The organism is Mesorhizobium sp. WSM4830 (assembly GCF_055811495.1).
In genome coordinates this window covers 1-14,208 of the sequence record NZ_JBVVQI010000053.1, presented here as the reverse complement: position 1 = coordinate 14,208, position 14,208 = coordinate 1, and the positions used below count along the sequence as shown (strand labels likewise).

General features: G+C 57.0%; 6 protein-coding genes and 1 pseudogene. 4 read left to right on the top strand and 3 right to left on the bottom strand.

Annotated elements, in window-relative coordinates; translation table 11 throughout:
* Nucleotides 1–14: 14 nt before the first annotated feature.
* Together AC0L2Y_RS32855 and AC0L2Y_RS32850 are read right to left on the bottom strand one after the other, a co-directional pair.
* Nucleotides 15–1,010, bottom strand: coding sequence for a D-alanine--D-alanine ligase family protein (locus tag AC0L2Y_RS32855; RefSeq protein WP_473562128.1), 996 nt, complete (start codon nt 1,008–1,010; stop codon nt 15–17).
* A 1,248-nt stretch (nt 1,011–2,258) separates the two neighbouring features.
* Complete coding sequence (locus tag AC0L2Y_RS32850) at nt 2,259–2,813, bottom strand: ISAzo13-like element transposase-related protein (RefSeq protein WP_473562127.1); 555 nt, start codon at nt 2,811–2,813, stop codon at nt 2,259–2,261.
* Between the two features lie 210 nt (nt 2,814–3,023).
* On the opposite strand from AC0L2Y_RS32850, the gene AC0L2Y_RS32845 reads away from it, so the two are divergent.
* The 4 genes from AC0L2Y_RS32845 (at nt 3,024) to AC0L2Y_RS32830 (ending at nt 13,023) form a co-directional block, all read left to right on the top strand.
* Complete coding sequence (locus tag AC0L2Y_RS32845) at nt 3,024–7,388, top strand: beta-ketoacyl synthase N-terminal-like domain-containing protein (RefSeq protein ID WP_473562126.1); 4,365 nt, start codon at nt 3,024–3,026, stop codon at nt 7,386–7,388.
* The gene (locus AC0L2Y_RS32840; RefSeq protein WP_473562125.1) at nt 7,385–10,573 is read left to right on the top strand and encodes an alpha/beta fold hydrolase; all 3,189 of its coding nucleotides are present in this window, start codon (nt 7,385–7,387) and stop codon (nt 10,571–10,573) included. Before AC0L2Y_RS32845 ends, AC0L2Y_RS32840 begins: the two co-directional genes overlap by 4 nt.
* Nucleotides 10,574–10,821: 248 nt before the next feature.
* Nucleotides 10,822–11,976 (top strand): M20 family metallopeptidase, encoded by a 1,155-nt coding sequence (locus AC0L2Y_RS32835; protein ID WP_473562124.1) that lies wholly within the window; start codon nt 10,822–10,824, stop codon nt 11,974–11,976.
* Nucleotides 11,977–12,792: 816 nt separating this feature from the next.
* Complete coding sequence (locus tag AC0L2Y_RS32830) at nt 12,793–13,023, top strand: hypothetical protein (protein ID WP_473562123.1); 231 nt, start codon at nt 12,793–12,795, stop codon at nt 13,021–13,023.
* 80 nt (nt 13,024–13,103) lie between these two features.
* On the opposite strand, the pseudogene AC0L2Y_RS32825 reads toward AC0L2Y_RS32830, so the two are convergent.
* Nucleotides 13,104–14,133, bottom strand: a pseudogene (locus AC0L2Y_RS32825) (IS110 family RNA-guided transposase).
* Nucleotides 14,134–14,208: the final 75 nt, after the last annotated feature.

Below are 14,208 nucleotides of genomic sequence, written 5' to 3'. Positions count from 1 at the left end.
GCAGAGCGACTGCCCTATTCTACGCGCGCGTTCTTCGGTATGCCGATTCCGAAACACCGTGTGTGAGCAACATCGAGGATGCGATTGACCAAGCCTGAGAGGCTGTATCCGGCGGCCATCCCGGCCTGAGTATAAAGGGAGCCCTTACCGAGTACCGGCATGGAGTTGATCTCTAGGACAAAGGGCTGGCCGGAGCGGTCGATCCGGATGTCGACGCGGGCATAATCGCGACAATGGCATGCTCGGAAGGCCGCAACTGAAATGCCGCGAACCTTCGTCGCAACCTTGCTGCCGATTCTTGCCGGGCAAATCCTGTGCGGCGTCTCTTCCCATGTGGCAAAATTCGTTTCGCGATCGCCGAAGTCGCGCTCCACCAGAGGCAACACCTCGAGTTCTTGGTTTCCAAGCAGTGCGATGGTGATTTCTCGCCCCTCGATGTATTCTTCCACGAGCGCGTCCTGCGCATATTGAGTGACGATCACTTGGACGGCCTGCCTCAACTGAGCGGGACTATGCACGAGTTGCACTCCGAAGCTCTCGCATTCGTGACGTGGCTTTACTATTAATGGGAATCGCAGGTCGCCGGTACTTTCAGTGCCGCTATTCATGATGCGAAAGTTTGGCGTCGGTACGCCGCAATCGCGGATAAGCCGCTTGGTGATGACCTTGTCGAGTGCCAGCCCATGCCCGAGAGGGCCTGATCCCGTGTACGGAACGCCGGCCATCTCGAGCATGGCCGGGACGTGGGTGTAACGGCACTCGCCCTGAATTCCATACGCCATGTTGAAGACGATTCCGGAGGGGCGGGCTTGCCGATTGGGGGGCATGAACCGCTCGACCGTAGCGAACAGTCCCTTATCGCCTTCGCACAGCAGCGTCTCGTGGCCTCCCTCTTGCAGCGCAGCCTCCACGCTTTCGACCGTCTCGCGGGCGTATCCCTCCGGGCAAGACTGACCGAAACGGTTGATGATGCCCGTATGATCATGGTTCCAAACGATGCCTACTCGCACATGTACCTCCTCGAACGGGGCCGCTATAGTCAAAACGGATCCTTCACTCGTGTCCCCACGCAATTGGCGTGCCCACCTAAGAGATTGTGCGAGCAAGAAGGGCAAGCCATGTGTTCCGAGCCGCAACGGCCGAATACTTGCGCCTCAGTATGTCGGGATCCGAACGGAAATGTCTTCAACGGGATACGATCATGTCCCAATGGCGGTTGGTTGGCCAAGCTGCCGCCGCGTCGGCTTCGTATGCAGTGATCGCGCCCGGTCGCTGGACACTGTCGGAGCCATCAGGCGGGAATGGCCCGCTCCAAAAGATGAAGGTTCCAAATGTCCGATCTTCCCTTGGCACAGAGCAACGCTTTCCAACTCGCGAGCACCCTGATTGGCTAGGGTCGGCATCATGTCTCGCCTGCGATCTGCGCCTCGCCGCGACTGACGTGGTACTTGGGCAACCGGAGGTGACCTCTCCGGGGGCCTGGGCATTCTCGACCTGGGCACCGTTGTAATGGGATCCTACGCCAAGCGCCATGCCTACGATGACGTGATCCCGGCAGGTTTCGGCATCGCCGACCTCTTCCGGCGCGTGAGCGGCGAACCACAATATAATGATCTGCGACAAGATCGTCGGACAGGCCACTGCCATGGCCATTGTTGCGGCGTGGCATCAGCGGCTGGCGCATGGACGGGTGCGAAATCGAGGTGCCGATGTTCGAGACCTTGGTCGCGTTGAACTTGGACGAGAACCTCGGCAGCGCTGCATTCCCTCCGATGAGACCCATTGGCTGGGCGCGTAAGATGGGTTCCATGCACAAACCGTTTCGCAACGCAGTTGGCTACGCGTGCCGGCTGCCGTATTCGGATCGCAATTGGCCGGACTTTCTGGCATTCGGCGGAGTCCCGAGGTCGCTGAGGACCCTCGCTTCCGCACCCTCGCCGACCGCGCCCAGCACATCGATGAGTTGTATCGCTATGTGGAGAAAGCCGCACGGTGCCGTCCGACGGCCGAGTGGCTCTCCTTCTGCGGAGCGCATGAAAATCCCGTGTGGGCCGATAGTTCGCTGGACAACGTCTGGAACGATTACACCCAAAATCCGTAGGAATACTCCACCAAGAGGAACACCCGACACGGGGCTGCCGCCTTTGGCGCAGCCCCATCCAATTCGACGTAGGATCCTGGGAGGCTGCAGCGGTATGCGCCTCGGCCTGGTGAGCATACGGTTGAAGAATACGGAACGGGCCGCGCTTGAAGACGATCTACCCGTCGGCGATCGCCGCCTCGCGGAGCCCTGAAAAAGCAGCGATGCTCCTCATAAGAGCTCGCGCGCGAGGACTAAGCGCCGGCCCGACACAGAATAACCGCTCCATTCTAACGGGTGGCGGGTGGTATTGTGTAATTCCATTCCGCCGAGAAGGCGTCGTGCTTGAGGTTGATGGCGGCCATTTCGGCGTCGGTGACCTTGATTGCCTTGGATAGGCATTTTTGCCGAGGCAGCACTGGACATCGAGGCCTTTGTCCGTCGTGGTGGCTCCAATCAGTTGGACGATGACCTCGCGGCTGACGAGCGGCCTGCCGCGCCAGTTCTGCGTGATGAAGGCGAAGAGCCGATGCTCTTCCGGTTCCATTTGCTGGTCCCGGGCGGGTGGTGGCAACCGTGATGGATAGCCGGTTTCATTGGCGAAGTTTTGAAGCTCGGCGATTCGAAAAAGCGCACGCGAGGTCCATTGCTGCCCACCGCAGTCGGCGATGGCACGCTCTTCCCAACGATGTGCTGTGCTTATCCGGCAGGTACGTGAAGAATTGCTTGCCATGCACAGGGGACAAGCGGTGTGCGACACGTGCTGTGGGCTTGTCGGATCGTCGACACAATAGATTATTGCACAATCTCCCATGGTGCTTGCGCAAGTTGCCGAGAAAACGGCGCAAAGCCCTTCTTCCGCCAGGTCAACGCAATTGGCATCAGTTTTGCGGGATTCTCTTTGCGAGGTGATTGTAGCTGCCCCGCCGAAAGGCAGCGGGTCATGTGCAGCGTGATTGGAGGCGGCAAGGTGAAACAGGAAGTTGCAGAATTTGCGTTGAATTCATCGCAGGAGCGGATGTGCTTTCTAGACGCGCTTGATCCGCGGCGCAAGGATCTCAACATATGCTGCGCAATAGAAATGACAACACGATTGTCGACCCGGCAGCTACATGAAGCGCTGATGCCTATTATACCGCAGCACGTCTTCCTAAATACGAGGCTGGTCCGCCGTGAGGCGCGTCATGTTTGGATCCGCCAAATAGGCTCTGACCTCCTAAAAGAGGTTGTTCTCCCAGAGAGGGCCTGCTCATCGGTAAAGAAACTTGCCGCTCTGTATCTAGATTTTATAGGACAGCCATCTGGACTGATGGCGCGCTTTCCTTGGCGTTTACAACTTGTCCAGTGTGAAGGCAAGAGCTACATTTTCTGTCTTTTTCACCACATCATCTGCGATGGGGATCGATCATTACTGTTGTTCTTGCAAAGCCTTTCGGGCCAAACTACTATCGAGAGGGGCTGCGGCACCCTAGTAGGAGTCCCTTTGGCAGAGCCACCGACGAAAGGCGATTGGGAAGCGGTGTCGCGCCTCGCTGAGAACATCGAGGATCTCGGCGATCTGCGCGCCAGGTTCCACCACATGGGCACGCCGCGACCGACTTTGAGCGAGTTTGTCATTGCACCAGATGAGCAGAGTTGGGGCCGTGACGAAACTGAGGCGGCTCTTCTGGCCGCACTGCAATTCGCGACCGCGAATCTATTTAACAACGAGCAGATTATCGCAGCTGTCCCGCAAGATTGCGTTCCGGACAGTTGCCCTGAATTTGGATATTTTGGAAGTCCAGGATTGGCATTGATACCGCCATTGATTGAAGGCCCCTGTTTTGGGACCGGTTTCGGCCAAGTGCCGCAATGGGCGCTAGCGCAGTTGGAACTCTCAGCCCGCATCGGACGCGTTCCGTATCAGGAGATCAGTGCCTCACCTGGTTTTGCGGAATTGGGCCAGGCTAACAATTTGTTTGATGTTCTGGTCGTTCGTCGTCGGATCTTCAGCTTTTCCAGCCCATCGATCGCAAGAGTCTTTGAACCGGCACCGTCCCTTACACCGTATCTGATCGTCGCCAATCACTGGCGTGATGCTTCCGGACGGTTGATTTGCCGGCTAGAGGCTGCCAATGGCCTGATGAACCAGAGTTCGCTCGATTATCTGGCAGGCCGCATGAAAGCCTACCTGCTACCAAGACAGCCCATTACAGCCCGTCCGAAGGACGTGGTTGACTTCACCGGAACTCCCGCAGCTATGACGCCATTTTTTCTGGACGCATTGCGCCAGCAAGCCGATGACAACCCAGAGCGTGAGGCGATACAAGGTCAACGCGACAGCTATTCCTACCTGTCACTAATCCGCATTGCGGATCAATTGGCCAGCCATATTCAGAGGCGGATCGGTGGGTGCAATCCGACGGTCGCTTATGCCGGTCCGCGCGAGGCTAAGGAAATCACGGCTCTTGTCGGGGTGAATATGGCAGGCGGGTGTTTTCTTCGGCTGGATGAAAGCGACAGCCATTTGCACCTAAAGCAATTGGAAAGCACAGGTGCGGAGGCGATCCTAGTGACGGAGGAGGCGTTTCAGGATTTCGATCGGCCGGAGGGGTTCGCTCCTTGCGACACGCCGGTTGCAGGTTTTCGCCTTCTGGTCGGGTCACGAGAGCGGATCCCATCCCCAAAGTTTGACGCCTATGCAGTCATGACTTCAGGATCCACCGGAGAACCAAAGGTTATCCGGTTTCCGGCTGCACAATTGGACCAACTGGTGAAATGGCATCTCGACAGTCTGCCCGAGGCACATCGCATGGCTCAGCTGTCTTCACTTGTGCACGATATAGCGTATCACGAAATCTATGCGACCCTGGCTGGAGGGCGCACCCTCGTCTTCGCGGAGCCGAATTTAAGGTCGAGTCCAGGCGCCCTCGCGTCGTTCGTGAACGAAATGGCGTTGGACAGAATCTATCTCCCAACGGTGCTGCTGGAAGGAGCGGCCAACGCAGCGTTGGAACAGAACCTGCCTTGCCGGGAATTGCGAATGGTCATTGTTGCCGGCGCTACATTAGAGGTCAGTGACAATATTCGGCGCTGGTTCGCTAAGACAGGCGCGACCCTCATCAACCATTATGGCATGTCAGAAACCCAGGACATAACCGCCCATGTCCTGGGAGGGACACCCGATGGTTGGCCAGACCGGCCCCATATTGGGCGGCCGATCGCAGGGACAAAGGTTTCTATATTAGGCTGCCGGAACGAACCACTTCCGGCGGGCGTGGCTGGCAACCTGGCGGTCCAGTTCCCGATCGACTCGGGGCAAGGGTTCTCCGCGCCGACAGTGTTGGGTGATGTTGGGCTTGTGGATGACGACGGCAATATTCATTTGGTGGGACGCAGCGATCGGATAGTCAAACTGCGTGGCAACCGGATTTCGTTGGAGGCGATAGAATTGGTCCTTCGTCAGCGCGAAGGCATTCTGGATGCTGCTGCAATTGCTCCGCATGCAACGGCGTTTGGACAGGAGCCTCGAGTCTTTTTTACATACGAACCTAAACTTCCGGAGCCGCCGTCGGACGATCTGGTGGATTACATCGTAGTCAAACTCGGACGTCAGTTCCGTTGCCGGGTGTCGAAGTTGGCCGAGATGCCACGTCTGAAGAACGGCAAGATAGATTATCCGTCACTCAAACGCCGCGCTGCTGAGATAAGTGTCGGAGAGACATCCTTGTCCGTCCTAGACCAGGGAGCAGCAACCGACGACATGAAGGTAGCGGCAGCGATCCGCAAGCTGGTGCCCGACGCGAGGTTCACAGCTTCTAGCCGATTCAGCGACATCGGTTTCGATTCTCTTCAGCTCATGTCGCTTGAGCTGGAGCTTGCTAGCACCTTTCCTGATTTGACGGTAGCCGATTTTTATCGCTTTCCCACCGTTGCCGCGCTGGAGACTCATCTTGAGAGAACCAGGAGTCCAGTCAAGTTCGATGCCCCCCGTCCCGTGCGATTTGAGGGGCGAAACGACTACATCAGCGTCGTCGGCATGGCCGGTCGTTTCCCCGGGGCCGTAACGACGGAGGCGCTGTGGGAGAATCTGGCGGGCGGGCGTTGTCTGATCACGAAGGGCATCGACGACGCAGCCAAAGAGGAGGCGAAAGAAGGTTCCAGATATTTTGTTCCAAGTTTCGGACGGCTTGAGAACGTGGATTCATTTGACTACGAATTCTTTGGGCTCTCTCCGGCTGAAGCCTACAGGACGGATCCGCAGATACGGATTTTTCTCGAATTATGCTGGTCAGCGCTTGAACATTCCGGTGATGCCGGCTACGGGGCCGATACCCGCATCGGACTGTTCGCGGGTGCCGGGCTCAGTACATATTTAATGAATGAACTTGAGCCCTTGCGCAAAAGCAGGACCGATGTCTGTTTTCGCGAGGACAACACGCTGCAGCAACGGCTGGGCAACGACCGAAACTACCTGACATCCACGGTTTCCTATCGCCTTAGCCTCACGGGACCGAGCGTCACGATTCAGGCGGCTTGCGCCACGTCGTTGGCGGCAATTCACTATGCCCGGCAAGCACTGCTGAACGATGAATGCGATATCGCACTGGCCGGTGGCATTTCGGTGATTTGGCCTCAGCCGACAGGGTACGACTATGTCGAAGGATCGGTCCGCAGCCCGAAAGGTCTTTGTCGCCCCTTCGATGCTGCAGCCGACGGAACTGTATTTGGAAACGGTGGCGGCCTCGTTGTACTGAAAAGGAGCAGCGATGCTATCGGTTACGGCAACACAGTTTATGCGAACATCGCCGGTAGCGCGGTCAACCATGACGGCAGCCGCAGGATGAACTTTGCCGCACCAAGCCCCCAGGGCCAGGCTGACGTAATCACGCAGGCTTTGCGCAATGCTGGCTTGGGTCCAGATGCGCTGAGTTTTGTCGAGGCACACGGGACCGGCACCGTAGTCGGGGACGCCATCGAGTGGAGTTCCATTGGGCAGAGTCTGAGGAAAGCCAAACGCGATGCGCCATGCCTAGTTGGCTCCATCAAGGGCAACATTGGCCATCTCGACGAAGCGGCCGGGGTCGCCGGATTCATCAAGTCTTGCCTAAGTTTATATCACGCTGTCTTTCCGGGCACCTGCCATTTCCACGAACTAAATCCCCGGCTGCGGCCGGATGAAAACATTCAGGTGACTAGCCAGCCGGTGCCGCTCGATCATTCGAGCCCGCTGTTTGGCGGTGTAAGCGCGTTTGGGATGGGGGGCACAAATGCCCACACCATCCTGCAAGGTGTACATGGCGGAAGATCAAGGGAGACAGTGACATGACACAAGCAATCGGCACTGTCCTTCCAGTGTCGGCGAAATCGAGCCCAGCCTTTGAAGCCACTGCTTCTGCATTAAAAGATTTCCTTTTGTCTGGCATCGACTTTAGCAGGTCCGATTTGGTCGAAACCTTGTCGCGTGGGCGACGTCATTTCAGCGCGCGCCGAGGCGTGCTTTATGGAGATAAAGGCAGCTATAGTATCCACTCTGGCGAACCGATGATGCAGCTGCCTGACGGACAGAGTTCGGCAAATCTAATTTGGATCTTTCCGGGGCAGGGAATGCAATTGAACTGGGATGTCCTAGCCCATCTCAACGGCATCAAGGCGTTTCAGGACCGTTTCAACCAAATTCTCGACGGCTTACGGTCCCGTTTGGGCCAAAGGGTCTTTACCGAAAAGATTGGTGCGTTTCTCCCGAAAACCGGAAAGAATAGTTTCGTATGTGGTCGATCAAACACGATCCATGATCAGGCGCTTGTTTTTGCCGTCGAACTATCGCTGAGCGCCTTATGGCTGTCATGTGGAATTCACCCGGCGGGGGTCGTTGGGCATAGCGTGGGGGAAATCGCTGCCGCAGTGTCTGCCGGCGTGCTTGCTCTGGAGGAGGCATTAGATCTGATTGTCGCGCGCTCCGTGGCAATGGAACGAGTGCCTGAGAAGGGCTTCATGTGCCAGGTTGACGCAGATGCTGGGTCCTTGCAGGCTCCACTGCTCAAGTTCGGCTTCGAAATCGCTTGCAAGAACAGCCCCGATCGGACAGTCGTGGCCGGTCCAGAGGCTGGATTTGAGGTCCTTGAGAACTATTGTGCGGAAAATCGGCTAAGGCACCACCGCCTCAACGTCGCGAATGCCTTTCACAGCGAGATTATGGCGCCAGCGTCGCAAGCTCTACGCGACAGAGGTCCCGTTCTCGCACCCCAGACTCCGCTAATTCCAATTTTCCCCACATGTTCCTCGCAGACGGTTGAGCCATTCTCGCGAGGCTACTGGGCTACGCAAATGCGATCTTGCGTTGATTTTATGGGGGCCGTGGAGCGTGTGCTGGATCAAATTGAGGCACCAATTTTTCTTGAGATGGGCCTTGGACAGGCGCTGAGCACCTTTACTCGCGCCACGGCTGGGCACAATGCCCGAGTTGAATTCGGTGTGGTACCGGGGATAGGCCGTCCCGGCAATCCAGTTGCGGAGAAAATCGCCGATCTGTTTGCGGCGGGCTATGCTGTGCCCTGGCATAAGCTTAACAACACCGAGGGTGGTTTGCTCGTCCCGATGCCGACTTATCGGTTCAGCCAGCGTGAAATCGCCAGCACAGCGTTTCGCATCCAGGGCGCCGAACAACACACGACCTCGCTTCCACCTCTCGGCAAAGGTACCATTCGCAAGACCACGGTGTTCGACATATCGCCGCGGGAAACCGATTGGTTTCAGGAGCATCGGGTGAACGGCGACTATGTCGTCCCCGGAGCTGGAATGCTGGCGATGATTTTCGATTTCCTTTCCAATCTAGGCCACGCCACTGAGAATCAGTTGAATGATGTGGTTTTTGAAGCGCCTATCGTTCTGAACACGGCCGAAAGCAGATGTCGGATTGGCATTCAGTTAGAAGGTGCTGACCGACCAAGGGTTGCGCTTTATTCTTGGACGATAGGGAAAGAAGAGACTTGGACGCGGAATGCTTTGGCCGTGGTAGACTCTATCGCAAGTTGGCCTGATGAAGCTGAACCTTCCGCTATGGGGCAACGCGGTAAGACCGTCGCCTCTGAAAGCCTCTATGCACAATTTGCCCGGCAGGGGCTGGAATATGGTCCACAGTACAAGCGGATTGAAAGTAGCTGGCGTACCGAAAAGGCATTTCATGCTCGGCTCTGTTCGCTCTCCAGCGCCACCGGATTGACCGGACTAACCACCGCCCTGAATGCGATGTTGCAGGCGGCGAACTTCGAGATTACTGTTCCAGGGCAGGAAACGCCCTTTCTTACGGCCAGCATAGGTTCGGTCAGCCTACGCGACGCGGCAAATTCCGCCGATGCTGGAACTATCTCGGCCCGGGTTGACGGCAAACGCCACGCCATCCTTCGCGACGCCAAGCAAAGGCCGATCTGCGCGATGCAGGATGTCAGACTTATTCCTAGCAACCTAGTGCATGGCATTGATACACTACCCGAACCCGAGGACAGGCCAGTTCTGTCGACGGCGGCGGAGATCCTGGGCGTAGATAAGGCATCGCTAGATATAAACGGTTCCTTGTCCGACAACGGTGTTGACTCCTTTCAGTTGGTCGAGCTTCGCTTGGCACTCGAAGAATTGAGCGCTACCCGTGTACCACTGAGCTTGCTTTCTGACGGCGCCAGTCTCCAGGAGATTGAGCGCCAGTTCGCTGCGATGAGCAGCGGGAAATCCCCTATTCTGTCGGCCGCGCTTGCTGCTCCCGAAACAGCCGAACAACCCCGGCCGAAGATCTTTTTCGTGGAAGGGATTTTCGGCCACGTTGGGGGAGAGGCCGGACTGCGCCACTCGGTCAATTCGAGCATCGATGTGATCGGTCTGGGCGCGCCCAACGACGGCACTTCTGACATTGTAGCGGCTGTCCGCCAGATGGCCGATGAAGTCGAGCAACACCAGCCGAATACTCCGCTGGTGCTAGTAGGCCACTCATTCGGAGCTATGCTAGCATATTCCCTGGCCGTTGAAGTAGGATGTCGCGGCCGAAAGATCGAGCGGATTGTCGCCATGGATGGCCTTTTGGCGCCATCATTGTCCCCGCATCACACCGCCCGTGTGGACGATAACGATTTCAACCAACTTCTGCACATGAGCCGATCTAAGCCAACTACGTCAAACTCCCCCGCCCCGACGGCAGAGCACGTCGTGATCGGCGAATTGAAGCGGGTTTTTGAGAAGAATTGCCGCATCGCAGCGTCGGCTCAGATCTATGCGCCGATCAACTGTCACGTGACGCTGGTCCTGCCTAGGCAGGACAATGTCACCGGCATAACCAAAGAGGTGTTCTTGCAGAACTTAAGCGCGATCCAAGAAGCGACCGGCGTAGAAGATATCCCCGACGTTGAAGTCTTGTATGTCAATGGTGACCATTTTTCGATGATCCGCAGTCCGGCCATCGATGAGGTCGGGCGCTTGTTTGTATCTCACACAAGCGCTCTTATTTACCCATCAGGGCTGCAGTAGCTGGCTTGTCCCGGCTCCGTCCGGAAAGCGCGTCGAGATTCGAAGCTTGTCCGCCGTGGGCACTCCCCGGCCGTTGCGGGATGCCAAAAGTGAAACTGGCGCGCGATGACAATCCTTCGAGCGGATGACGTCCCGAGAGGCGGTATAGCTTCTGCATTCATGAAGTTCGGCGATTAAGTCATTATGCTGTTGCGCTTCTTACCGGGCCAAATCGCCATTTTTTCTCGTAAAAAACAAAGGATGTCCGAATGGCAATTGAATCCGCACAAGAGACACGCTCCAGTAAACTGCGCTTCGATCCCATTCGATTTCTACAGCAGATCGTGGCAATCGACAGTTGCGATCCGCCGGGTAGTGAAATCGAGGTCGCAAAACTCGTCCACGCGGAACTCCTCGCCCTCGGCATAGAGGCGGAACTAGATGAATTTCTTCCTGGGCGCGCTAATGTTTTGGGCAGAATTCGCGGAACGGGTGAGAAACCCGCGTTGCTCCTTTCGTCCCACATGGATACCGTGCCTATCGGTACCGTCCCATGGGGACGGCCGCCTTTCTCAGCGGAAATTGCGGAAGGCAGGCTGTACGGGCGTGGTTCATCCGATATGAAAAGCGCCCTTGCTGCCATGATTGCCGCGGCGGGAAAGTTGGCGGAAAAGCATCAGATGCTGAAGGGCGATGTAATCTTAGCGTTTACTGCTGGAGAAAGTGCGAATTTACTTGGTGCTCGACGATTTGCCGAGCAAGGGCTGAAGAAGGAGATCGGAGCTTTTCTATGCGGAGAGCCTAGTGATCTCGACATTATTATCGTTGAAAAGGCGGCTTTGTGGCTGCGGGGTATTGCGAGGGGTAGATTGGGTCACGTCTCTGGCGAACCTGGCATCAACGCGATCGATGCGATCCACTCGTTCCTTACCTGCCTTTACTCCCTGGATTTGGAATGCCCGCCGCATCCGCTTCTCGATGGGCCCACAATTCGCGTTGGTCGGATCGAAGGGGGCTCTGCGGTCAACCTGACTCCTGACCATTGCGTGGTTGATTTCGATATCCGACTGCCTCCGCGTGTCGATCACCGCGCGGTCATAACACGGGTGGAAAATATCGCACCCGAGGGTGTTGCCATCAGCATCCTGGATTTCAAGCCTGCGGTTGAAAGCCTCCCCGACGACAACTTCGTCAATCTATGCAACGACGCTTGCACACGTCACCGGATGCGCAAGCCGGAGATCAAGGGCGTGTCTTACTACAGCGACGGCACTGTCTTGCTGGAGGGACTGTCCGTTCCCTTTGCCATCATAGGACCCGGCGACCTCGGGCTGAGTGGACAGCCAGACGAATCCGTTTCAGTCGAAAACGTGCTGAAGGCAGTGGAGATTTATCAAGACGTCGCCACGGCTTGGCTATCGTAAGGATCAACATGTCCCGCCTTCCACGTATAGGCATCACGCCGGACATCAATGACATAGCCGCTCCTAAGGCCGAATTCGTCCCCCGCCTAAACTACGCGGACGCCGTGTAACAGGCTGGTGGCATCTCTCTCATTTTGCCCTACGGGTACGCATACGACGAAGGCGACGATCCGCAGCTTCTCCTCCTCCGACCAGCGGCGCCGGCGGCCAGTGTCAACAATCTCGAGGCGAGTGACTTGGCGACAGTCAGTAGCGATATCCATACCGACAGTCAGCGACACCATCCGTTCGCAGGCAAGGCGGCCGTCCGCGGACGCGTCCAAACTTTGAAAACAATCCGATCTTTCTCGGAAACTGTCCGGGATTTTGTTGCTAAAGGTCCCTTGCTTGGCCGATCTCTTTCCCCTCAGACTAAATTTAAATACCTGACATCCACCAGAAAAAAAGGTTATTCGTCGATCAGTCGAGTTGGCTCGATTTTTTGATCACCTTGGAAGGCGGCGAAATCTGCCGCGGACAAACCGCAACGGATTGAAAGCAACGAAGGAAGCTACATCAGCTGCAAGCATGTCTTTGTTGGTCAGAAAAGTGCAGCGGTGCACCTGATGGCTTGTCCACGTTGCCTCGCGATCATCCGATGGTCGTGTCCGATTCTGCGCACCATGGTGTGTCGCGAATCCGACCAAGACGGGGCAGGGAGTCAGAGGCGACTTGTTCGGGCAGACCGCTGCAACGACGTTAGTGTATCCTCGTTCCAACTGTCGTTAATCTGGGGGTTCGCACATCGAGCAGGAACTGGTGCCCGACTGTAAACGAATGCACCTGCCGCTTTTGCGCATGCATCAAGGCCTGTATTCCACTTTTGGCTTGTTTGTGATTCATGTGTGGACGGCCCCCGTTGAGCAAGAAGATTCTGACAATGGCAATACTGAAGCGGTCAGGTTCATTCATGTGTTCGGCCTGTTTTTGTGCGGCCTCAGGCCGCTGGCCATGATGGTGTCGGTGGATCGAGCCCTCATCAAGCTGCCGCGCTGCGATGCGCGTTGAATCACTCAGGTTCTCCCGATCCCCGGCTTGACCGGATCTGCATCACCGATGTCGTTCTCTCCTGCCCAAACTGGATGTCGTTACCCTCGAGCCATTGACGGCGTCGCGCGGTAGTTTTCCTCACGCGCCATCACCGCCCAGGCGATCCGCGCTACCTTGTTGGCGACAGCGACTGTGACCAGCCGTGCCGGCTTACGCTCGAGCAACTGGTTCGCCCAGGTGCTGACGGTCGTCGCTTTTCGCCGCGTGTATCGGATGACCGCCGTGGCGCCGACGACGAGGAGATGCCGTAAATAGCGATCTCCCATCTTCGAGATTCCTCCCATTCTGTCTTTGCCACCGGAGGAATGTTGTTTTGGAACAAGGCCGAGCCAAGCAGCGAATTGACGACCGGAGCGGAAGACCTTTGCGTCGACGACGGTGGCAGCGAGGGCGGTCGCCGTGATGAAGCCAATTCCGGGAATGGTTGAAAACCGCCGGCAGACCTGGTTCGTGCGATACCACGCCAGAAGCTCGATCTCGATCTTCCGGATTTGCGCGCCAAGCCCCTCGATCGTTCGGGCGAGGAGGATAAGAACCTGTCGCGCCATCGCGGGGAGCGGCCCATCGCCCTTATCAAGAGCTTCGATTAGACCACGGACATGGGCCCGGCCCTTCGGTGCGACGACGCCATACTCGGCCAGATGCGCCCGCATCGCGCTGATTTGCGCTGTGCGCTGCCGAACCAAGAGGTGGCGAGCCCGATGAAGCATCAGAATGCTCTGGGCATCCGCCGATTTGACAGCCACGAACCGCATTGTCGGTCGCGTCACCGCCTCGCAGATCGCTTCCGCGTCGGCCGCATCGTTCTTGTTGCGCTTAACGTAGGCCTTTACGTAAGCCGGCGGCATCAACTTGACCACATGCCCGAGTGCAATCAGCTCCCGCGCCCAAATGGTGCGCCGTCGCGCAGGCCTCCATGCCGATGAGGCACGGCTGCATATCGCGAAGCAACGGGATAAGCTGATCGCGCCGAACTTTTCGGCGGAGCACCGCGTTTCCAGCATTGTCGACTCCGTGAACTTGAAAGACGTTCTTGGCGATATCCAATCCAATCGTGATAACTTGCATGCGACGGTTCCTTCCCTCTGATGGTCCCTTTGACAACGCCCTCTTGGCACATTGCGATGCCGCTGGGTCGGGCCG

What these genes read in the sequence shown, in the direction of transcription:
- AC0L2Y_RS32850 (WP_473562127.1), bottom strand. Translation starts at nt 2,813, where the DNA reads ATGGCAAGCAATTCTTCACGTACCTGCCGGATAAGCACAGCACATCGT.
- AC0L2Y_RS32830 (WP_473562123.1), top strand. Translation starts at nt 12,793, where the DNA reads ATGCACCTGCCGCTTTTGCGCATGCATCAAGGCCTGTATTCCACTTTT.
- AC0L2Y_RS32845 (WP_473562126.1), top strand. Translation starts at nt 3,024, where the DNA reads ATGTGCAGCGTGATTGGAGGCGGCAAGGTGAAACAGGAAGTTGCAGAA.
- AC0L2Y_RS32835 (WP_473562124.1), top strand. Translation starts at nt 10,822, where the DNA reads ATGGCAATTGAATCCGCACAAGAGACACGCTCCAGTAAACTGCGCTTC.
- AC0L2Y_RS32840 (WP_473562125.1), top strand. Translation starts at nt 7,385, where the DNA reads ATGACACAAGCAATCGGCACTGTCCTTCCAGTGTCGGCGAAATCGAGC.